Here is a 19619-nt window from a genome sequence, read left to right as displayed (position 1 = left end):
GTGGAAAAGACCTGGAACAACAGAGCCTGGTTCCTGGTGCTGCCGGTGCTGCTGCTGGTGGCGTTCTCGGCGGTCATACCGCTGATGACGGTCGTCAATTATTCGGTGCAGGACACTTTCGGCAATAACGTCTTCTTCTGGGCCGGCACGGAATGGTTCGAGGAACTGCTTTCCTCCAGCCGCTTCTGGCAGGCGATGATCCGCAACCTTGTCTTCTCCTTCATCATCCTGGCGATCGAAGTGCCGCTCGGCATCTTCATTGCGCTCAATATGCCGAAGAAGGGTTGGGGCGTGCCTGTTTGCCTTGTTTTGATGGCGTTGCCGCTGCTGATCCCGTGGAACGTCGTCGGCACCATCTGGCAGGTGTTCGGGCGCAACGACATTGGCCTGCTCGGCTATTATGTCAACGCGCTCGGCATCGACTATAATTATGTGCAAGACCCATATGACGCCTGGGTCACGGTCATCATCATGGACGTCTGGCATTGGACCAGCCTCGTCGTTCTGCTCTGCTATGCCGGCCTGGTCTCGATCCCGGATGCCTTTTATCAGGCGGCCAAGATCGACGGTGCCTCGCGATGGGCGGTGTTCCGTTACATCCAGCTGCCGAAGATGAACCGCGTGCTGCTGATCGCCGTGCTGCTGCGCTTTATGGATAGCTTCATGATCTACACCGAACCGTTCGTGGTGACCGGCGGCGGACCCGGCAACTCGACGACCTTTCTTTCGATCGATCTCGTCAAGACGGCGCTCGGCCAGTTCGACCTCGGCCCGGCGGCGGCGATGTCGCTGGTCTACTTCCTTATCGTCCTGTTGTTGTCATGGGTGTTCTACACCGTGATGACCAATTACGACGCGGAGCGCTGAGATGAGCCGCGCTGACGAAAGAGCCGACAGAGTGAGCGAGACGACAGCTTCGGAAGGGCTTGCCAGCACGCTACGGCAGGACGAGATCGCACGGCTGATGCGCCGTCGCGGCGAGGAGTCGCGCTGGTGGTGGATCGTGCCGACGCTCTACATCATCGTTCTGCTTTTGCCGATCTACTGGCTCATCAATATGAGCTTCAAGACCAACGGCGAGATCGTCTCGTCGCTGACGCTCTACCCGCACGCACCGACATTGGCGAATTACCGCACCATCTTCACCGACGCGTCCTGGTACTCTGGCTACATCAACTCGATCACCTATGTGGTTATGAACATGGTGATTTCGGTGGCTGCGGCACTGCCTGCTGCCTATGCCTTTTCGCGCTATCGCTTCCTCGGCGACAAGCATCTGTTCTTCTGGCTGCTGACCAACCGCATGGCGCCGCCGGCGGTGTTCGCGCTGCCATTCTTCCAGCTTTATTCGGCCTTCGGCCTTATCGACACCCACATCGCCGTGGCTCTGGCGCATTGCCTGTTCAACGTGCCGCTGGCGGTGTGGATCCTCGAAGGCTTCATGTCGGGCGTACCCAAGGAGATCGACGAGACCGCCTATATCGACGGCTATTCGTTCCCGCGCTTCTTCATCAAGATCTTCATGCCGCTGATTGCGAGCGGCATCGGCGTCGCGTGCTTCTTCTGCTTCATGTTCTCGTGGGTGGAGCTCTTGATCGCCCGTACGCTGACGACAACCGATGCCAAGCCGATCGCCGCGACCATGACCCGCACCGTTTCGGCCGCCGGCATGGATTGGGGGCTGCTCGCCGCAGCCGGCGTGCTGACGCTGATTCCCGGCGCGCTCGTCATCTGGTTTGTGCGCAACTACATCGCCAAGGGCTTTGCCCTGGGGAGGGTATGATGGAGCAGGTCGACAGAAGCCCATGGTGGTGGGCCGTGCTGCTTCTCGCCCTGGTCGTCGTGGCCTGGGTGGCACTTCAAATCGATTTCGTGGCAATAACGGTAGGCTTCAGCGATCCGGCTAATATCCGCCTGTGGGGATTTAACCTCTCGTCCAACCTCGATTTTTCGTGGATGGCCTGGACGTGGCCGACCGCGGCCTTCTTTGGAACCATCTTTCTGCTGCTTTGCGGCATGGCGGTGTGGGAATACGTCTCGCCGGGCGGCAATCCGCGCGTCGGCGTGCTGCGGTTCGAAACGACGCGTGGCGACCGCCTGTTCCTGTCGCTGCTTGGCAGCGCCTTTATCCATCTCGCTTGGCTGGGTCTAGTCGGACCCAATCTGTGGTGGGCTCTCGCTCTCTCCGTGGTCTACGCCGTCGGCGTGTTCCGCTACGTATAGAGGGGGAAACTGTTGGAACGGCGGCGTGCCGGCCGCCGATCCAGATCGCACTTTGAACTTTAACAGTGGAGGAAATACATGCGACGGCAATTCTTGACATCAACAACTGCGCTTGTCCTGTTGCTCGGGGCAAGCAATGCCTATGCCGGAATGGACGAGGCCAAGGCCTTCCTCGATAAGGAAATCGGGCCCCTTTCGACGCTTTCGCGCGCCGACCAGGAAGCCGAGATGCAATGGTTCATCGATGCCGCGAAACCTTTCGCCGGCATGGATATCAAGGTGGTTTCCGAAACCATCGCCACGCATCAGTATGAATCGCAGGTGCTGGCGCCGGCCTTTACGGCCATCACCGGCATCAAGGTTACGCATGACGTCATCCAGGAAGGCGACGTCGTCGAGAAGATTCAGACCCAGATGCAGACCGGCCAGAACCTCTATGACGGCTGGGTCAACGATTCCGATCTGATCGGCACGCACTGGCGCTACCAGCAAGTGCGCAACCTGACCGACTGGATGGCAGGCGACGGCAAGGATGTCACCAACCCGAATCTCGACCTGAAGGATTTTATCGGCACTTCGTTCACCACCGCGCCCGACAAGAAACTCTACCAACTTCCCGACCAGCAGTTCGCCAACCTCTACTGGTTCCGTTACGACTGGTTCAACGACGAGAAGAACAAGGCGGACTTCAAGGCCAAATACGGCTACGACCTCGGGGTGCCGGTGAACTGGTCGGCCTATGAGGACATTGCAGCGTTCTTCACCGGGCGTGAGATCGACGGCAAGAAGGTCTATGGCCATATGGACTATGGCAAGAAGGACCCGTCGCTCGGCTGGCGGTTCACCGACGCCTGGCTGTCGATGGCCGGCAATGGCGACAAGGGCATTCCGAACGGTCTGCCCGTCGACGAATGGGGCATCAAGGTCGACGAGAATTCGCGTCCGGTCGGTTCCTGCACGGCGCGCGGCGGCGACACCAATGGTCCGGCTTCCGTCTATGCCATCCAGAAGTACCTCGATTGGCTGAAGGCCTATGCACCGGCGGAAGCCCAAGGCATGACCTTCTCCGAATCGGGGCCAGTTCCGGCGCAGGGCGCGGTTGCCCAGCAGATCTTCTGGTACACCGCCTTCACCGCCAGCATGGTCGACGCCAGCGCCAAGGCGGTGCTGAACGACGACGGCACGCCGAAGTGGCGCATGGCGCCGTCGCCGCATGGCGTCTACTGGAAGGACGGCATGAAGCTCGGCTATCAGGACGTCGGTTCCTGGACGCTGATGAAGTCGACGCCGACCGACCGCGCCAAGGCCGCCTGGCTCTACGCGCAGTTCGTCACCTCGAAGACGGTCGACGTGAAGAAGAGCCATGTCGGCCTGACCTTCATCCGCGAGAGCACGATCCACGACAAGAGCTTCACCGAACGTGCGCCAAAGCTCGGCGGCTTGATCGAGTTCTACCGCTCGCCGGCACGCGTCCAGTGGTCGCCGACCGGCACCAACGTGCCGGACTATCCGAAGCTGGCGCAGCTCTGGTGGCAGGCGATCGGCGACGCTTCCTCGGGCGCCAAGAGCGCGCAGGAAGCAATGGACTCGCTCTGCGGCGAGCAGGAAAAGGTGATGAGCCGCATCGAGAAGTCGGGCGTCCAGGGCGATATTGGCCCGAAGATGGCCGAAGAGCATGACCTCGCCTACTGGAATGCGGACGCGGTCAAGAAGGGCAATCTCGCTCCTCAGCTCAAGATCGAGAACGAGAAGGAAAAGCCGGTCACCATCAACTACGACGAGCTGGTGAAGAGCTGGCAGCAATAGGACCGTTTGATGCGGGCGTCCGCGCCCGCATCGCCATGCTCAGGGGAGGCGGCATGTTGCCGTCTCCCCTGTTTGCGTGAACGGCTCCGCGCCATCTGGCGTCGAGACATCGTAGCACCTTGAATTCGCTTCGACGGGAGAGAGAATGACCGGATATATCCTTGCAATCGACCAGGGGACGACATCGAGCCGGGCGATCCTGTTCGACGACAAGATGATGGTCGTCGGCAGCGGGCAAAAGGAATTCACCCAATATTATCCGGCCTCCGGCTGGGTCGAGCACGATCCCGAGGAGATCTGGTCGAGTGTCGTGGAAACGGTAGAGGCTGCGCTGAAGACAGCCGGCCGCAATGCGGCGGATGTCGCGGCGATCGGCATCACCAACCAGCGCGAAACCGTCGTCATCTGGGACAAGGAGACCGGCAAGCCGATCCACAACGCGATAGTCTGGCAGGACCGCCGCACCGCGCCGCTATGCCAGAAACTGAAGAAGCTGGGGCTGGAGAAGAAATTCACGAAAAAGACCGGCCTGCTGCTCGATCCCTATTTCTCCGGCACCAAGATCGCCTGGATGCTGGACAAGGTGAAGGGCGCCAGAAAACGCGCCGAGAAGGGCGAACTGCTGGCTGGCACCATCGACAGTTTCCTGATTTGGCGCCTGACTGGCGGCAAGGTCCACGCCACTGACGCCACCAATGCCTCGCGCACACTGGTCTACAACATCGAACAAAACGCCTGGGACGACGAGCTGCTGGCCATTTTCGGCATACCTGCAAGAATGCTGCCGCAGGTGAAAGATTGTGCCGATGATTTTGGAATCACCGACAAAAGCCTGTTTGGTGCACAGATCAGAATCCTCGGTGTGGCCGGCGACCAGCATGCGGCGGCGATCGGCCAAGCCTGTTTCGAGCCAGGCATGATGAAATCCACCTACGGCACCGGTTGCTTCGCGCTGCTCAACACCGGCAGCGATCTGGTTCGTTCGAAGAACCGGCTTTTGACCACCATCGCCTACAGGCTGAACGGCAAGACCACCTACGCTCTGGAAGGCTCGATCTTTATCGCGGGCGCCGCCGTGCAATGGCTGCGCGACGGCATCAAGGTAATCGGCAAGGCCGAGCATAGCGGCAAATTGGCAGCGGAAGCCGATCCGACGCAGAACGTCTATCTGGTGCCGGCTTTCGTCGGGCTCGGCGCGCCCCATTGGGATGCCGAAGCGCGCGGCGCCATCTTCGGGCTGACCCGCAATTCGGGGCCGGCGGAATTTGCCCGCGCGGCACTGGAATCAGTCGCGTTCCAAACGCGCGACCTGCTTGATGCCATGCGCAAGGACTGGAAGGGCGCCTCGGCCAAGACCGTGCTCAGGGTCGATGGCGGCATGGTGGCGTCAGACTGGACCATGCAGCGGCTGGCCGACATTCTCGATGCGCCGGTCGACCGGCCGACAATTCTCGAGACGACAGCACTCGGTGCGGCTTGGCTGGCCGGCTCGAAGGCGGGTGTCTGGCCGAAGGCCGCGGAATTCGCCAGGAGTTGGGCGCTCGAGCGCCGGTTCAAGCCGGACATGGATGCTTCGACACGTGCCGCCAAGCTGGCAGGTTGGCGCCACGCTGTGCGCAGGACGCTAAGTACGCAGGCAGGGATGCCACCGGATTCGCACTAATGAAAAACCCGCGCCGTTTCGGGCGCGGGCTTGCAGCCTCTAATCTAGGACTCAGTAAGGCGACCGGCACTGCCGGCGCGGACCGTAGTTGGGCTGGTAAGTGTTGTCAGAAGCGCGATAGCTCCGATAACGGTCATAGCACCACTGCACGTGGGCATCGCCACGATAGACACGATTCTGGTTGACGATCGCGCCGGTAATCAGCGCTCCGGTAGCAAACGCAGCCAGCGGGAACCAGAAATCGCCGTGACGGCGATAGCCGCGACGATATTCGCGATAGCCGCGATGGCCGCGCCAATACATGCCGTCGTTACGCGCAAAACTGCGCCGGGAGAAATCGCGACGCGAGAAATCGCGATTGAAACTCCGGTGCCTCCGCCACGGCTCGTACTGGACGGTCTGGACATTCGAGGTGAGCCCCTGGGCCGGGGGCGCATAGCTGGGCTGAGCGTTGACTGGCACGATCTCCGCGGCAGCGAATGAGATCGAAAGAGTGGTCGCCAGCAGGCCCGACATGATCCTATTCATAGTCTTCTCCTTGAAACGCATGTCCCTTATCGCGGGAAACGGGCAGGCTGCGCAAATTGTTCCGCCAAAAATCCCAAGTTGCTGATCCGCAAAGGTTCTTCCGATTCGTTGCTTGCGCTTGTCCCGCAAAAGCGCGAGCTTCGGCCTTGCGCGGGAGGGAGGCCGTTCCCTCGACGCCGAGGCGCTTCGCAAGGCATGACGACACTGCTGGAAAGCCCGGTGTGCGAGCCGTCTTTTTCTGGTTGACCGGCAGAGGCACTCTCCCTATGTTCCGCGCAATTTCGAGGGCGGCCTTTCTGAGCCCGCGGGAGCGCGTAGCTCAGCCGGTAGAGCAACTGACTTTTAATCAGTAGGTCATGGGTTCGAATCCCATCGCGCTCACCAAAATCAAGATTGTACGGCCCGGAGACATGGGTAACAGTTTGTACCTAAGACATGGGTGACAACCTCGTGCCGAACGCATGCAGTGGCTTTAGCCGCCCGCTCCATCGTCCATCATCGTGCCGGTGAGCGCCTCATAGGCTCTGCTGCACAGCTGTGAATGCGGACAATCCTTCACGATAAGCACTGGCGCCACGGTGAGAACTGCTGCGGCAAGGATTTGTACACCGAGACGGGCAGTGCTTACCTTCCTGCCCAACACACCGGCCAAGAAAAGTAGAGACCCTGGGCCATGCAGGCTGCGGTCAGAATGCCCAAAAGCGTGCTGGTCGCTCTTGCGAAGGGCGTTATGTAGCCGTCGGGAAAACCCAGCATGCCGAGATCCATCGACCATTTCAGCGCCAGCATGACGCTCAACGCTGCCCAAACGAGGGCCGTCGTACGAGTGAACAGCGTCTGCTTTGGTTTGTTGCTCGGATCGGCCATCGGGATCACGTCGGGATTGCTTGCCGTGACATGCGCAAGCTCTCGGTCAGATCAGTGAGACGTTGCCGCCGGGATGGCGTTCGAGCCGTCCGGCGAGGTCGAGCTCCAGCAGCACCATGAACACTTGGGCGGGATGCAGGCCGGTGTGGCGGATGATCTCGTCTACCGCCACTGGCGTCGGGCCGAGCGCCTCGACGACGCGGTCGCGGTCGTCCTCGCGCGGCGGCGGCGTTGCCGAAAAGTCGGGCGGCTCCTCAAGCGGCGATGTCCTTGGGGCCCAGGCGCCGACCAGCGGGGCGATCGCACTGGTGATATCGGCGGCCTCGGTGACAAGGGTTGCGCCGTCCTTGAGCAGGCCATTGGCGCCGGCAGCGCGCGGATCGAGCGGCGAACCGGGAACGGCAAAGACCAGCCGGCCCATCTCGCCGGCAAGCCGGGCGCTGATCAGTGAGCCGGAGCGCTGTGCGGCCTCGACCACCACCAATCCCAATGCAGCACCGGCGACGAGCCGGTTGCGGCGCGGAAAATCCTGTGCGCGCGGCTGCCAGCCAAACGGCATTTCGGAAATGATGGCGCCGCCGCACTCGGCGATCTCGTCGCACAGGCCGGCATTTTCGGGCGGGTAGGGCAAATCGAGGCCGCCGGCGAGCACGCCGATTGTGCCAGTCGCAAGGCTGCCATGGTGCGCGGCCGTATCGATGCCGCGCGCCAGGCCGGAGACGATGCCATAGCCGTCGCGGCCGAGATCCGCCGCCAGCATCCGCGCCATTTTGATGCCGGCCAGCGATGCGTTGCGAGCGCCGACGATGGCGACCGCTGGCAAGCGGAACACCGCGCTATTGCCCCTGACCGCGAGCAGCGGCGGCGGATGATCCATGCTTTTCATCAGCGGCGGATAATCCGCCTCGCCGATGCCGACGAAGCGGGCGCCAGCCCGCCGGGCGGTCTCCAGCTCCGCCTCGGTCTCGGCAATGGACGGGATGCGGACGATTTTTTTGGCGCCACCCGAAATCATCAGCTCGGGCAGCATCGATAGCGCTGCTTCGGCCGAACCGAACCGGTTGATCAGGTCGCGAAAGGAAGCCGGGCCGACATTCGGCGTGCGGATCAGACGAAGCCAGCTCAGCCGCTGCCGGTCGCTGAGGCGCGGCCCGGCGTCGGGCTCGCTCACTCGTTGGCCCCGATCTTACCCTCGGTGCCGGCAAGCAGCCGCGCAATGTTGGCGCGGTGCTTTACGATGACGATTAGGCTCATCGCCGCGAAAAGCCCGGCAATCTGCGGCGTGCTCAGGAAATACAGCGCCATGGGCACCACGACTGCTGCCGTCAGTGCCGCAAGCGAGGAGAAGCGGAACAGGAAGGCCACCGCCAGCCAGACGACGGCGAAGATCAGCGCCGCCTGCCAGGCAAGGCCGATCAGCACGCCAAGGTAAGTGGCGACACCCTTGCCCCCCTTGAAGCCGAGCCAGACCGGAAAGAGATGACCTAAAAACGCGCCGAAGCCGGCCCAAAGTCCGAGCTCGGGCGCAAAGCGGCCTGCGATCAGCACCGCCGCGGTGCCTTTAAGGGCGTCGAGCAGAAGCGTGGCCGCGGCCAAGCTCTTGTTGCCGGTGCGCAGCACATTGGTGGCGCCGATGTTGCCGGAGCCGATGTTGCGCACGTCGCCGAGGCCGGCGGCACGGGTGATCAGCAGGCCAAACGGGATCGAGCCGAGAAGATAGCCGAACACCAATGCCAAGACGGGACTGTAAGCCATTGTTCCCCCGAACTTTCCTTGGCTGAGCGGATTTTAAGCCGTGACGCCTGTTTTCGTCCTAGGCCGAAAACACTGTGCGGCCCGCCACCATCGTTTGCAAGACCTTGCCTTGCAGTCGTGCGCCTTCGAAACAGGTGTTTTTCGAGCGTGAGCGGATGCCGCTCTCGCTGACGACCCATGGCTCGTCCAGATCGACGAGCGAAAGGTCGGCCAATGCCCCCGGTTTCAGCGTGCCGCCGGGCAGGCCGAACAATCTTGCCGGCGCGGTCGACAGTGTCTCGACCAGCCGGAGCAGCGTCACGTCGCCATTGTGATAGAGCCGCAGCGCTGCGCCTAGCAGCGTTTCCAGGCCGATGGCGCCGGCCGCGGCATCGGCAAAGGGAAGGCGCTTGGTGTCGACGTCCTGCGGGTCGTGCGAGGAGACGATGAGATCGATGGTGCCGTCCTTGATCGCTTCGATCATCGCCAGCCGGTCTTCCTCCGCGCGCAGCGGCGGCGTCAGCCGGAAGAAGGTGCGGTACTCGCCGACATCATTCTCGTTGAGCGACAGATTGTGGATCGACACGCCTGATGTGACATTGGCGCCATCGGCTTTCGCGCGTGCTACCGCGCTTGCCGCCATAGCCGTCGAAATCTTGGCAGCGTGATAGGCGCCGCCGGTCAGCCGAGCCAACGCGAGATCGCGCTCCAGGGGGATCGATTCGGCTTCGCGCGGAATGCCGGCAAGGCCAAGCCAGCTTGCGTAAAGGCCTTCGTTCATCACGCCGGCCGAAGCGAGGTTGGCGTCTTGGGTTTCATGCGCGATGACGCCACCGAAATCGCGCGCATAGGTCAGCGCGCGGCGCATCACCAGCGCGCTGGCAATAGAATGCCGGCCATCGGTGAAGGCGACCGCGCCGGCCTCGCGCAGCAGGCCGAATTCGGTCATCTCGCGGCCTTCCAGCCCCTTGGTGATCGCTGCTGCCGGCAAGATGTTGACGATTGCGGTGTCCTTGGCGGTGCGCAGCACGAACTCGACCAGTGCGACATTGTCGATCACCGGGTCGGTATCGGGCATCATGACGATTGAGGTGACGCCGCCGGCCGCCGCAGCGATGCTCGCCGAAGCAATGGTCTCCCGGTGTTCACCGCCGGGTTCGCCGATGAAGACGCGCGCGTCGATCAATCCGGGGATGATAGTCTTGCCGGCGCAGTCGATGATGGTGGCGCCGTCGGGCGCGCCCTGGTTCAAGGCCGCCTTGCCGGCGGCAACGATTTTGCGGCCTTCGACGATGACGGTGCCGACCTCATCGACGCCGCGCGACGGGTCGACGATGTGGGCCCGGCGGAAGACCGTTATGCTCATCAGGCGCGGCCCTCGTGGTTTCGACGGGGGTCGAGCAGCGCTTCCATAACCGCCATGCGCACGGCGACGCCCATCTCAACCTGTTCCTGGATAACGCTTTGCGGGCCGTCGGCGATCTCGGAGGCGATCTCGACGCCGCGGTTCATCGGGCCGGGATGCATGACCAGCGCACCGTCCTTGGCCGCCTTCAGCTTCTCCGCGTCGAGGCCGAAATAGCGGAAATATTCGCGCACCGACGGTACGAAAGCGCCTTCCATGCGTTCGCGCTGCAGGCGCAGCATCATCACCACGTCGGCGTCCTTCAGACCCTCGGCCATGGAACGGGTGACGATGACGCCCATCTTCTCGATGCCGGCGGGCAAAAGCGTCGAAGGGGCGACGACCCTGACCTGGGCACCAAGCGCGTTGAGCAGGATGATGTTGGAGCGGGCCACGCGCGAATGCAGGATGTCGCCGCAGATCGCCACGATCAGCTTCGGCAACGGACCCTTGACGCGGCGGATAGTCAGTGCGTCGAGCAGCGCCTGGGTAGGGTGCTCATGGGCGCCGTCGCCGGCATTGACCACCGAACAGCCGACTTTCTGGGCGAGAAGTGCTGCCGCGCCGGCCGATTGATGGCGGATGATCAATATGTCGGGACGCATGGCATTCAGCGTCATCGCCGTATCGATCAGCGTCTCGCCCTTTTTCACCGACGAACTCGCTACGGACATGTTCATGACGTCGGCGCCGAGCCGTTTGCCGGCCAGCTCGAATGACGATTGCGTACGGGTCGAGGCTTCGTAGAAGAGATTGATCTGGGTGCGGCCGCGCAGCGTCGATGTCTTCTTGTCCGACTGCCGCGAGATGGCAACGGCCCTGTCCGCCCGGTCGAGCAGAAGCTCGATGTCGGCAGGGGAAAGATCGCGGATGCCCAGAAGATGGCGGTGGGGATAAAGCGGCAGGGACGATGCGTCGGTCATCTCAAGTCGCTGCTATAGGGGGGAGGCTCCGCGGCTGCAAGCACCGGCTTGGGATTGGATTGGTTCTCCCCGGTATTTTCGTCGCGCGCCGCTGGCCATAGGCTATAAACCGCCTTGGCTTTGGATTCGCAGCCTTCAGGTGATAAGGACGAAGCGTGACTGACGACGTGACCAACCAGCCGCCGCCGCTGGCCGGCGGCAACGCCTGGCGGGGCGATCCGTTGCTGATCCAGCTTGCCGAGCGCTTTTCCGATCCGGTGCGCAAGGACCTCGACGGGCTTGGCCGTTTCGTTCTGACCCATGAGGCGCAGGAACTGGCCCGTCTTGCCAATGTCGAGATGCCGAAGCTCAGGACCCATGACCGCCAGGGCCGGCGCATCGACCAGGTCGAGTTCCATCCCGCCTATCACGCGCTCATGCGCCGCTCTGTTGCCAACGGGCTGCATTCGTCGGTCTGGGAGAATGGCGACGCCGAGATCGGCCGCCGCCACCAGGTGCGCGCTGCACGCTTTTACCTCACGGCTGAGCTCGAGACCGGACATCTCTGCCCGATCACCATGACCAGCGCTTCGCTGGCAGCGCTGATGGCCAGCCCGAAGCTGTTTCGCGAATGGGCGCCTCGGGTGACGACGCGCAAATACGATCAAAGCCAGAAGCCTCCGGTCGAAAAAGCCGGGCTGACGCTCGGCATGGGCATGACCGAGAAGCAAGGCGGCACCGATGTCCGTGCCAACGTCACCAGCGCCGAGCGCGCCGGCAGCGGGTTTTATCGCCTGACCGGCCACAAATGGTTCATGTCGGCGCCGATGTCGGATGCCTTCCTGGTGCTCGGACAGGTGCCGGAGGGACTATCGTGCTTTCTCGTGCCCCGCTTGCTCGGCGACGGATCCGGCAACGGCTTCCGTTTTCAACGGCTGAAGGACAAGCTCGGCAATCGATCCAATGCCTCGTCGGAGGTGGAATTCGTCAATGCCATCGGCGAGATGGTCGGCGAGCCCGGCGCGGGCGTGAAGACGATCATGGACATGGTGACCCTGACGCGGCTCGACTGCGCCGTCGCCTCGTCAGCGATCATGCGGGCCGGACTGGCCGAGGCTGTCCACCACACGCGCCACCGCAAGGTGTTCGGAACCAATCTGATCGAGCAGCCGCTGATGCAGCGTGTGCTGGCCGATATGGCGCTCGACGTTGCCGCCGCTACCGCGCTGTCGTTCCGGCTGGCGCGCTCCTTCGACGAGGCGGCCGGCGACCGCGGCGAGGCGGCCTTCGCCCGCGCCATGACGCCGGTCGTCAAATACTGGGTCTGCAAGATTGCGCCGCCGCTGCTCTATGAAGCGATGGAGTGCCTCGGCGGCAATGGCTATGTCGAGGAGGGGCCGCTCGCCCGCTACTATCGCGAAGCTCCGGTCAACGCGATCTGGGAAGGTTCAGGCAACGTCATGGCGCTCGACGTGTTGCGCGTGCTCGGCCGCGCGCCAGGCCTGTTCGACGACGTGCTGGCCGGCATCGACCGCGATCTCGGCGCCGGCGGACGCGGCACCGTCGGCGTGCTCAAGGCAGCAATGCAGGTCGCAGCAACCGACGAGGGCTCGGCGCGGCTCTTGACCGAGCAATTGGCATTGTCGGCGGCGGCGGCAGAGCTTCGCAGGCTGGGGGCAGGGCGGATCGCCGACGCCTTCGTCGAAACGCGCCTCGCCGGCCAGTGGCGCAATACCTATGGCATGATCGATTCCCGCCATGATGCGCGCATGATCATCGATACGCTCTACCCGCCGATCAACTAAGGGCCGTCGCCCAATTCGCTGCCGCTCTCGCGACCCTGTGAATGGCCGTTAACCTTAACGAATGGTTTCCATTGCGGCGGCCGGTGGCAAAGCCCAGTGTTATGGTTAAGGCAAGGATTGTTCAGCTTGAGCGGCTTTGCCCTGCGAAGCAGGAGCGTCATGCGGCATATTCTGAGCTCTTTTCTGGCATTGCATTGGGCGACCGTTTTCGCCCTGCTGGCGTTCATTTGCATCGACGGGAATCGAGGCGTGGCGACGGCCCTTGGCGTACTGGGCGTTCCCGTCCAGAACACTCGATCTGCCGATCTCGAAAACGCCGTCGTCGTGGCGCCGCTCGCCGTGGCACTGCTTGTCGTCGCGGTGCTGTTCTGCTGGGCCTTTGTTGAAGCACTGACCAGCGACACGACCAACCCGGATCCCGCCGATAGCGTCATGCGAATCGCCTTCATTTCCGCCTTGGGCGTGCTGTCGCTGATCGTCATCGGCGGCGCCGCGCAAGGCATCAATGGGCTGTTCATGATTGTCGCGGTGCAATTGGCGGCACTTCTGGCGTCCTATGTCGCGATGCTCGCGGAGCGGCGGTCGACCGTTGCCGCGGCAGTTCCAGGGACCGGCGAAATCCGAGCGGCCGCGCATGTCATGGCCAAGGCAGCGGCGCATAATTCCTCGCTTGCCCGCATTTCCGGCCGGCTGGATTCGAGGGATGACCGCTGATGCGCACCTTGTTCGCGCTGTGGGCGGCTCCGCTCCTCTTGTTTTGGGGCTGGTTCTTTCTGTCGCTCAACGACATCAATTTCGGCTATGTCATCCTGAGCCGCCAATTACACGATCTCGTCTTCCAGCTCTATGGACAGATGCTCGGCGTTGATCCGGCGCTTATTCCGGGCATGGTGGCGAAAGCTTGCGTGTTCGATGGGCTGCTGCTGGTGGCGTTCTGGGCATTTCGCCGCCGCAAGGCGATTGGTGGCTGGATCACGGCGATGCGCAACCGCTATTTCGACCAGGCATCGACGCCGAGCGCCTGAAGCCGGTCGAGAACACCTTGGAGCATAAAAGCGGCCGCCGCAGAATCGATCTTGCCGGCGCGTTTCTTGCGGGAAAAATCCATCTCGATCAGCGTCCGCTCGGCCGCCACCGTCGACAGCCGTTCGTCCCAAAAGAGGAAGGGCAGATCGGTCAATCCAGCCATGTTGCGCACGAAAGCGCGGGATTTTTGGGCGCGCGGGCCTTCGGAGCCGTCCATGTTGATGGGGAGGCCGATCACCACGGCGCCGGCATTTTCCTTCTGTAGCAGAGCGAGCAGCACTGCGGCATCGAGCGAGAATTTCCTGCGCATGATGACAGGGCGCGGGTGGGCGAACGACAAGCCGCGGTCGGAAACCGCCACGCCGATTGTCTTGTCGCCGAGGTCGAGACCGGCCAGGGTCTTGCCGCCGCCAAGCCGGGCCGGCAACTCCTCGATGGTGATGATGCCCAACGGCTTTTCCTTTGACCGCGACGCCGCACGTCCTATACGCGCAAAGCGTGCGCGGCACTTTAATTTCGCCGTCGGCGTTCTATCCTCTACCGAAGCAAAAATCGAGGAAAGCATTGATGAAACTGACCTGGTACGGACATTCGGCATTCCGAATCGAAATCGAAGGCGCGAAAATCCTCATCGACCCCTATCTGGTCGGCAATCCGTCATGGACGGGCGGCTGGGAAGGGCCGGCCGAAGGGATCACGCACGTGTTGCTCACCCATGGCCACAGCGACCACATCAGCGGCGCCATCGAAGTGCTCAAGAAGAGCGGCGCGATGCTGGTCGCCAATTTCGAGATTTGCATGTACCTGGTCGGCAAGGGCGTCGGTGACAAGCAGATCAATCCCGGCAATATCGGCGGCACCGTCGATTGCGGCGGCTTCACCACCACCTTCGTTCAGGCTCTGCATTCATCGTCCTTTCCGGGCGAGGGTGGCCAGAATACCTATCTCGGCAATCCTGGTGGGTTCGTCCTGCACTTTCCCGAGGACAAGACGCTTTATCATATGGGCGACACCGATATTTTTTCCGACATGGCGCTGATCAACGAGTTGCACGAACCGAAGATCGGCATCGTGCCGATCGGCGACCGCTTCACCATGGGTGGCGCGGTAGCAGCCCTTGCCTGCCAGCGTTTCTTCAAGTTCGAGACGGTCGTTCCCGCTCACTTCGGCACATTTCCGATGATCGATCAGACCGCCGACAAATTCGTGGCCGGGCTGGATGGATCGGGTGTGAAAGTTGCGTTGCCGAAGATCGGCGAGACGATTACGCTGTAAAGAAAGCCGGTCCGGAACGATACGATGCGCTTGAGAAATTCTCTTTGCCTTTCCATGCTGGTTGCCGCGTCGCCGACGCTGGCCGCGGAAAATTTCATCGAGGGCGTCTATCTGCAATCGGAGGACCTCTGCGCGCAGGCCAAAAAGGATACGCTGCAGACGGTGATCGAGGGCGGCAATATCGTGCTGTCGGCAAATGGCCTGGAAAGCATCGAATATAATTGTGAATTCCTGCAGATCACCAAAGCGACACGCTCACCAAGCTGGGCGGTGACCGCTATATGCCAGGAGCCGGGCTACGTCTTTCCCGATGTTCTCTCACTGACACAGATGAGCCCGAAGCAGATCGACCTGGTATCGGTTCGGCCTGCCGCCGACGAAGGCGAGCAGAGCGGCAACGGCGGCAGTTATTTCCTCTGCGACGGCGTGGCGATGCCATAGGGCAGTTGAAGGCACGATGCATGTTGCGCGGCACGCGCCGCGCCGCTATAGCGCTGGTTTTCCCCGAGGCACGAACATGTCCGTTGATATAAAAACCGTGAAGCGCGTCGCGCATCTTGCCCGTATTGCGGTGAGCGAGGAGGATGCAGAGCGCATGACCGGCGAATTGAACGCCATTTTGGGCTTTGTCGAGCAGTTGAACGAGGTCGATGTTTCCGGCGTCGAGCCGATGACCTCGGTCACGCCGATGGCAATGAAAAAGCGCCAGGACGTCGTCACCGACGGCGGCAAGGCAGCCGACATCGTCGCCAACGCGCCGGCGACCGAAGAGAATTTCTTCCTTGTGCCGAAGGTCGTGGAGTAGCAGGCCGATGGCAATCGACATCGCGGCTGAGACGCCGCTGCAGGACGATGTGCGTGGGCTGGTCGAGGAGCTCAACGCCACATTGCTGGAGCTGACGCCGCCGGAGCATTGCTACCATTTGACGGTCGAGCAGATGGCGGACCGCGACACGACCGTCTTCATCGCCCGCGACAACGGCCTTGCCATCGGTTGCGGCGCACTGAAGCGCCACGATGCTGTCGTAGGCGAGGTCAAGCGCATGTATACGCGACCTTCGCATCGCGGCCACAAGATCGGCGCGAAGATTGTCGAGCGTATCGAGGCGCTGGCGCGCCAAGAAGGGCTTAAGCGTCTGGTGCTGGAGACGGGCGACCGTCATCCCGCCGCCTGGACCGTCTACGAACGCGCCGGTTTTTCGCGTTGCGGCCCGGTACTGGATTATCCCGATTCCGAGTGGTCGGTGTTTTACGAAAAGAGCCTTGCCTGATGAGCGACCTTACCCAGCTGACGATTTCGCAGGCCCGCGCCAAATTGCGCTCCAGGGAGATCACCGCCACCGAAATCACCGAGGCTTATCTATCGTCGGTCGAGCGAGCCAATCCGGCGCTCAATGCCTACGTCGTGGTCACCGACGACAAGGCGCGCGACATGGCCAAGGCCTCCGACGCGAAACTGGCCAAGGGCGAGGGCGGGTCGCTCGAGGGTATCCCGCTCGGCATCAAGGATTTGTTCGGCACCGAAGGCGTCCACACCCAGGCCTGCAGTCATGTGCTGGACGGCTTCAAGCCGCGCTACGAATCGACGGTCACCGCCAATCTGTGGGCGGATGGTGCCGTAATGCTCGGCAAGCTCAACATGGACGAGTTCGCCATGGGCTCGTCCAACGAGACCTCGCATTACGGGCCGGTCATCAACCCGTGGCGGCGTTCGCGCCTCGACCCGGTGGTAATGCCGACGACGCATCAGGGCGAGGGTGGCTTCGTTTCGGCGGGCGGCACCAAGACCGCGCGCACGTTGGACAATGCCCAACTGGTGCCGGGCGGTTCGTCCGGTGGCTCCGCATCAGCGGTCTCGGCCTTCCTGTGCGCCGGCGCCACCGCCACCGATACCGGCGGCTCGATCCGCCAGCCCGCCGCCTTCACTGGCACAGTCGGCATCAAGCCGACCTATGGCCGCTGTTCGCGCTGGGGCATCGTTGCCTTCGCCTCGTCGCTCGACCAGGCCGGGCCGATCGCGCGCGACGTACGCGACGCCGCGATCCTGTTGAAGTCGATGGCTTCGGTCGACCCGAAGGACACGACGTCCGTCGACCTGCCGGTGCCGGACTACGAGGCGGCGATCGGCCGCCCGATCAGGGGCATGAAGGTCGGCATTCCCAAGGAATATCGTGTCGACGACATGCCCGCGGAGATCGAGGCGCTGTGGCAGAAAGGCATTGCCTGGCTGCGGGATGCTGGTGCCGAGATCGTCGATATCTCGCTGCCGCACACCAAATATGCGCTGCCGGCCTATTACATCGTGGCGCCGGCCGAAGCCTCGTCCAACCTCGCCCGTTACGACGGCGTCCGCTATGGCTTGCGCGTGCCCGGCAAGGACATTGTCGATATGTATGAAAAGACCCGCGCCGCCGGCTTCGGGCGGGAGGTCAAGCGCCGTATCATGATCGGCACCTATGTGCTTTCCGCCGGCTACTACGATGCCTACTATCTACAGGCGCAGAAGGTTCGAACCCTGATCAAGCGTGACTTCGAAAATGTGTTTGCCGCAGGCGTCGACGTCATCCTGACGCCGGCAACGCCTTCCGCCGCCTTCGGCATCGCCGACGAGGACATGGCCGCCGACCCGGTCAAGATGTATCTCAACGACATCTTTACGGTGACGGTGAACATGGCCGGCCTGCCCGGCATAGCGGTTCCGGCCGGGCTCGACGCCAAGGGGCTGCCGCTCGGCCTGCAGCTGATCGGCCGGCCCTTCGACGAGGAAACGCTGTTCCAGACCGCCCATGTCATCGAACAGGCGGCGGGCACATTTCAGCCGGAAAAATGGTGGTAGGATCGTTTCTCATCTTGAGGGGGGTGAGGGATGTTCTTCTATGTCTCCAAGGTTCTCGGGTTCTTCGTCGAGCCGTTGAATCTCGCGATCTTCCTGCTGCTGGCGGGGCTGATCGCGGCGATGTTCGGGCGGCGACGGTTGGCGACCGCCGGCAGCGCTCTTGCCTTCCTCATTCTGGCGGTTTCGATATGGAGCCCACTCGGCCCCATGATGCTCAATCGGCTGGAGGAACGTTTCCCCAGGCCGCCGCTGCCGGAAAAGGTTGACGGTATCATAGTGCTTGGCGGCAGTCTGGATGGCGCCGTCAATCTGGTGCGTGGCGGCTATGAAATGAACTCCAGCGGCGACCGGATGGTCGAGGCGGCCGTGCTGGCGCGGCGGTTCCCGACAGCGAAAGTCGTTATCTCCGGTGGCAGCATCGAAACGTTCCGCGGCGGCGAAGGCGATGCAGATACCGCGCCGCGTCTTTTTGCCGCTTTCGGCGTGGCGGCCGATCGGCTGATCCTCGAGAACAAATCCCGCAACACCTACGAGAACGCTGTCTTTACCAGGGAACTGGTGACGCCGAAACCGGGCGAGACTTGGTTGCTGGTGACCTCGGCCTTCCACATGCCACGCGCCAAGGCGCTGTTCGACAAAGCCGGTTTTTCGACCGTTCCGTGGCCGGTCGACTATCGCACTTCCGGCAAGGAAAGCATCGGCACCTTGCCTTATCCCGGCGACTGGCTGGAGGTCACCACTGTTGCGATCCGCGAATGGATAGGGCTCACCGCCTATTGGCTGTCGGGCCGCATCGATCGGCCTTTCCCCGGACCGGGCGGCTGACCGAGCACCGCCTGCCGCGCCGCCGAGAAAAACTGGCGGCGCACCAGTACCGCCAGAAGCAGCAGCGTCGATAGCACGAAGACGGTGGGATCGACGAACCAACCAAGATAGCCGATCGAGAAGAACACGCCGCGCAGGCCCGAATTGAAATGCTTTCCGGCCAGCATGTTCATGCGCGCGGCACGCCACACCGCCGTTTCGGTGACCGGATTGCGCGACGCCTCGCCATGTGGAATCGGCACGGCGCCGATCAGGATCGAGCAATAGTTGAACAGCCGGTAAGCCCAGCCGAACTTGAAGAAGGAAAAGGCCAGGATCAGCACCAGCCCGAACACCTTCGTCTGGAAGGCCGCGCGTGAGGACGTGTCGCCAAACGGCAGGTCGCTCAGCACGGTCAGAACCTGATCGGAGGCGCCGAGCAGGGCAAAACAGCCGCCGATCGCAATCAGCGAACTGGAGGCAAAGAAGGCGGTCCCCTGTTGCAGCCCGCTCATGATAGCGGTGTCGACGATGCGGATCTCGCGTTCGGCCATTGTCCGCATCCAGGCCTCGCGCTGCGCGTTCATAGCCCTCGTCAGCGACATGCGGCTGACCAGCATTCCGTCGGCGGCGAGCGTATGCAGCACCCACGCGGTAAGGAAGAACCCCAGCGCCGCAAGGTCGGACGTCGATAGGTGAAAGGAATCGCTCATGCGTTGCTTTTACCACAGGCGGCGGTAACGCT

The 19619-nt window shown here is 62.5% G+C and carries 22 protein-coding genes and 1 tRNA gene; 15 read left to right on the top strand and 8 right to left on the bottom strand.

Annotated features, from left to right (window positions below; all coding sequences use genetic code 11):
- The 5 genes from NKI54_RS20570 to glpK all read left to right on the top strand — a co-directional run bounded on the left by NKI54_RS20570 (position 1) and on the right by glpK (position 5692).
- Positions 1 to 867: a carbohydrate ABC transporter permease gene (locus tag NKI54_RS20570; protein WP_023674893.1), complete on the top strand. Its 867-nt coding sequence runs from the start codon at positions 1 to 3 to the stop codon at positions 865 to 867.
- Between the two features lies 1 nt (position 868).
- A complete protein-coding gene (locus NKI54_RS20565) occupies positions 869 to 1783 on the top strand; it encodes a carbohydrate ABC transporter permease (protein ID WP_352523506.1) in 915 nt (304 codons plus the stop codon).
- Between the two features lie 173 nt (positions 1784 to 1956).
- Positions 1957 to 2223: a DUF2160 domain-containing protein gene (locus NKI54_RS20560; RefSeq protein ID WP_031193610.1), complete on the top strand. Its 267-nt coding sequence runs from the start codon at positions 1957 to 1959 to the stop codon at positions 2221 to 2223.
- Between the two features lie 78 nt (positions 2224 to 2301).
- On the top strand, positions 2302 to 4029 hold the full coding sequence (locus tag NKI54_RS20555) for an ABC transporter substrate-binding protein (protein WP_352540584.1): 1728 nt from the start codon (positions 2302 to 2304) through the stop codon (positions 4027 to 4029).
- Between the two features lie 145 nt (positions 4030 to 4174).
- On the top strand, positions 4175 to 5692 hold the full coding sequence (gene glpK / locus NKI54_RS20550) for a glycerol kinase GlpK (RefSeq protein ID WP_352636765.1): 1518 nt from the start codon (positions 4175 to 4177) through the stop codon (positions 5690 to 5692).
- A 51-nt stretch (positions 5693 to 5743) separates the two neighbouring features.
- Here glpK and NKI54_RS20545 read toward each other — a convergent pair whose 3' ends face one another.
- Entirely contained in the window at positions 5744 to 6220 is a 477-nt protein-coding gene (locus NKI54_RS20545) for a BA14K family protein (RefSeq protein ID WP_352568814.1), read from the bottom strand.
- A 308-nt stretch (positions 6221 to 6528) separates the two neighbouring features.
- On the opposite strand from NKI54_RS20545, the gene NKI54_RS20540 reads away from it, so the two are divergent.
- Positions 6529 to 6604: transfer RNA gene (locus NKI54_RS20540), tRNA-Lys, on the top strand.
- Positions 6605 to 6844: 240 nt separating this feature from the next.
- On the opposite strand, the gene NKI54_RS20535 is transcribed toward NKI54_RS20540, so the two are convergent.
- The 5 genes from NKI54_RS20535 to NKI54_RS20515 are packed head-to-tail and all read right to left on the bottom strand — an operon-like array spanning position 6845 to position 11149.
- Positions 6845 to 7087: a hypothetical protein gene (locus tag NKI54_RS20535; protein ID WP_352692306.1), complete on the bottom strand. Its 243-nt coding sequence runs from the start codon at positions 7085 to 7087 to the stop codon at positions 6845 to 6847.
- A gap of 46 nt (positions 7088 to 7133) precedes the next feature.
- Positions 7134 to 8258, bottom strand: coding sequence for a DNA-processing protein DprA (gene dprA / locus NKI54_RS20530; RefSeq protein ID WP_352636763.1), 1125 nt, complete (start codon positions 8256 to 8258; stop codon positions 7134 to 7136).
- Positions 8255 to 8842: a glycerol-3-phosphate 1-O-acyltransferase PlsY gene (gene plsY, locus NKI54_RS20525; protein WP_023674901.1), complete on the bottom strand. Its 588-nt coding sequence runs from the start codon at positions 8840 to 8842 to the stop codon at positions 8255 to 8257. Before plsY ends, dprA begins: the two co-directional genes overlap by 4 nt.
- Positions 8843 to 8900: 58 nt before the next feature.
- Positions 8901 to 10187: a dihydroorotase gene (locus NKI54_RS20520; RefSeq protein ID WP_352692305.1), complete on the bottom strand. Its 1287-nt coding sequence runs from the start codon at positions 10185 to 10187 to the stop codon at positions 8901 to 8903.
- Complete coding sequence (locus NKI54_RS20515; protein ID WP_023674903.1) at positions 10187 to 11149, bottom strand: aspartate carbamoyltransferase catalytic subunit; 963 nt, start codon at positions 11147 to 11149, stop codon at positions 10187 to 10189. The genes NKI54_RS20520 and NKI54_RS20515 overlap by 1 nt, the downstream gene beginning before the upstream one ends.
- Positions 11150 to 11304: 155 nt before the next feature.
- Here NKI54_RS20515 and NKI54_RS20510 point away from each other — a divergent pair, with 155 nt between their 5' ends.
- The 3 genes from NKI54_RS20510 (at position 11305) to NKI54_RS20500 (ending at position 13958) form a co-directional block, all read left to right on the top strand.
- Positions 11305 to 12933 carry a DNA alkylation response protein gene (locus tag NKI54_RS20510; RefSeq protein WP_023674904.1) on the top strand — a complete coding sequence of 543 codons (1629 nt, stop codon included), beginning with the start codon at positions 11305 to 11307 and terminating at the stop codon, positions 12931 to 12933.
- 159 nt (positions 12934 to 13092) lie between these two features.
- Positions 13093 to 13647 carry a hypothetical protein gene (locus tag NKI54_RS20505; RefSeq protein ID WP_352636762.1) on the top strand — a complete coding sequence of 185 codons (555 nt, stop codon included), beginning with the start codon at positions 13093 to 13095 and terminating at the stop codon, positions 13645 to 13647.
- Complete coding sequence (locus NKI54_RS20500) at positions 13647 to 13958, top strand: DUF6105 family protein (RefSeq protein WP_352448794.1); 312 nt, start codon at positions 13647 to 13649, stop codon at positions 13956 to 13958. Before NKI54_RS20505 ends, NKI54_RS20500 begins: the two co-directional genes overlap by 1 nt.
- Here NKI54_RS20500 and ruvX read toward each other — a convergent pair.
- Entirely contained in the window at positions 13925 to 14410 is a 486-nt protein-coding gene (ruvX, locus tag NKI54_RS20495) for a Holliday junction resolvase RuvX (protein WP_352692304.1), read from the bottom strand. The two genes, NKI54_RS20500 and ruvX, sit on opposite strands and share 34 nt — an antisense overlap.
- Positions 14411 to 14526: 116 nt before the next feature.
- Between ruvX and NKI54_RS20490 the strand changes: the two genes are divergently transcribed.
- The 6 genes from NKI54_RS20490 (at position 14527) to NKI54_RS20465 (ending at position 18895) form a co-directional block, all read left to right on the top strand.
- Positions 14527 to 15234, top strand: coding sequence for a metal-dependent hydrolase (locus NKI54_RS20490; RefSeq protein ID WP_352692303.1), 708 nt, complete (start codon positions 14527 to 14529; stop codon positions 15232 to 15234).
- Between the two features lie 24 nt (positions 15235 to 15258).
- Positions 15259 to 15675 carry a hypothetical protein gene (locus tag NKI54_RS20485; RefSeq protein ID WP_352636760.1) on the top strand — a complete coding sequence of 139 codons (417 nt, stop codon included), beginning with the start codon at positions 15259 to 15261 and terminating at the stop codon, positions 15673 to 15675.
- Between the two features lie 76 nt (positions 15676 to 15751).
- Entirely contained in the window at positions 15752 to 16039 is a 288-nt protein-coding gene (gene gatC, locus NKI54_RS20480; protein ID WP_023674910.1) for an Asp-tRNA(Asn)/Glu-tRNA(Gln) amidotransferase subunit GatC, read from the top strand.
- 7 nt (positions 16040 to 16046) lie between these two features.
- On the top strand, positions 16047 to 16505 hold the full coding sequence (locus tag NKI54_RS20475; RefSeq protein WP_352448798.1) for a GNAT family N-acetyltransferase: 459 nt from the start codon (positions 16047 to 16049) through the stop codon (positions 16503 to 16505).
- Positions 16505 to 18070 (top strand): amidase, encoded by a 1566-nt coding sequence (locus NKI54_RS20470; protein ID WP_352636759.1) that lies wholly within the window; start codon positions 16505 to 16507, stop codon positions 18068 to 18070. Before NKI54_RS20475 ends, NKI54_RS20470 begins: the two co-directional genes overlap by 1 nt.
- Positions 18071 to 18100: 30 nt before the next feature.
- On the top strand, positions 18101 to 18895 hold the full coding sequence (locus tag NKI54_RS20465) for a YdcF family protein (protein ID WP_352455738.1): 795 nt from the start codon (positions 18101 to 18103) through the stop codon (positions 18893 to 18895).
- Here NKI54_RS20465 and NKI54_RS20460 read toward each other — a convergent pair.
- Positions 18844 to 19587, bottom strand: a complete 744-nt coding sequence (locus NKI54_RS20460) for a DUF599 domain-containing protein (RefSeq protein WP_352636758.1) — start codon at positions 19585 to 19587, stop codon at positions 18844 to 18846. The genes NKI54_RS20465 and NKI54_RS20460 overlap by 52 nt on opposite strands.
- Positions 19588 to 19619 lie beyond the last annotated feature (32 nt).

Source organism: Mesorhizobium sp. M0663, from assembly GCF_040320585.1.
Taxonomy (GTDB): Bacteria; Pseudomonadota; Alphaproteobacteria; order Rhizobiales; family Rhizobiaceae; genus Mesorhizobium.
Note: the sequence above shows the minus strand (reverse complement) of the source record. Positions and strands in the feature narration are given on the sequence as shown.

Excerpts from the sequence above, each read along its gene's own strand:
- NKI54_RS20565 (WP_352523506.1), top strand. The coding sequence starts at position 869 with ATGAGCCGCGCTGACGAAAGAGCCGACAGAGTGAGCGAGACGACAGCT.
- NKI54_RS20560 (WP_031193610.1), top strand. The coding sequence starts at position 1,957 with ATGGCCTGGACGTGGCCGACCGCGGCCTTCTTTGGAACCATCTTTCTG.
- NKI54_RS20555 (WP_352540584.1), top strand. The coding sequence starts at position 2,302 with ATGCGACGGCAATTCTTGACATCAACAACTGCGCTTGTCCTGTTGCTC.
- glpK (WP_352636765.1), top strand. The coding sequence starts at position 4,175 with ATGACCGGATATATCCTTGCAATCGACCAGGGGACGACATCGAGCCGG.
- NKI54_RS20545 (WP_352568814.1), bottom strand. The coding sequence starts at position 6,220 with ATGAATAGGATCATGTCGGGCCTGCTGGCGACCACTCTTTCGATCTCA.
- NKI54_RS20535 (WP_352692306.1), bottom strand. The coding sequence starts at position 7,087 with ATGGCCGATCCGAGCAACAAACCAAAGCAGACGCTGTTCACTCGTACG.
- plsY (WP_023674901.1), bottom strand. The coding sequence starts at position 8,842 with ATGGCTTACAGTCCCGTCTTGGCATTGGTGTTCGGCTATCTTCTCGGC.
- NKI54_RS20520 (WP_352692305.1), bottom strand. The coding sequence starts at position 10,187 with ATGAGCATAACGGTCTTCCGCCGGGCCCACATCGTCGACCCGTCGCGC.
- NKI54_RS20515 (WP_023674903.1), bottom strand. The coding sequence starts at position 11,149 with ATGACCGACGCATCGTCCCTGCCGCTTTATCCCCACCGCCATCTTCTG.
- NKI54_RS20505 (WP_352636762.1), top strand. The coding sequence starts at position 13,093 with ATGCGGCATATTCTGAGCTCTTTTCTGGCATTGCATTGGGCGACCGTT.
- NKI54_RS20500 (WP_352448794.1), top strand. The coding sequence starts at position 13,647 with ATGCGCACCTTGTTCGCGCTGTGGGCGGCTCCGCTCCTCTTGTTTTGG.
- NKI54_RS20490 (WP_352692303.1), top strand. The coding sequence starts at position 14,527 with ATGAAACTGACCTGGTACGGACATTCGGCATTCCGAATCGAAATCGAA.
- NKI54_RS20485 (WP_352636760.1), top strand. The coding sequence starts at position 15,259 with ATGCGCTTGAGAAATTCTCTTTGCCTTTCCATGCTGGTTGCCGCGTCG.
- gatC (WP_023674910.1), top strand. The coding sequence starts at position 15,752 with ATGTCCGTTGATATAAAAACCGTGAAGCGCGTCGCGCATCTTGCCCGT.
- NKI54_RS20475 (WP_352448798.1), top strand. The coding sequence starts at position 16,047 with ATGGCAATCGACATCGCGGCTGAGACGCCGCTGCAGGACGATGTGCGT.
- NKI54_RS20470 (WP_352636759.1), top strand. The coding sequence starts at position 16,505 with ATGAGCGACCTTACCCAGCTGACGATTTCGCAGGCCCGCGCCAAATTG.
- NKI54_RS20465 (WP_352455738.1), top strand. The coding sequence starts at position 18,101 with ATGTTCTTCTATGTCTCCAAGGTTCTCGGGTTCTTCGTCGAGCCGTTG.
- NKI54_RS20460 (WP_352636758.1), bottom strand. The coding sequence starts at position 19,587 with ATGAGCGATTCCTTTCACCTATCGACGTCCGACCTTGCGGCGCTGGGG.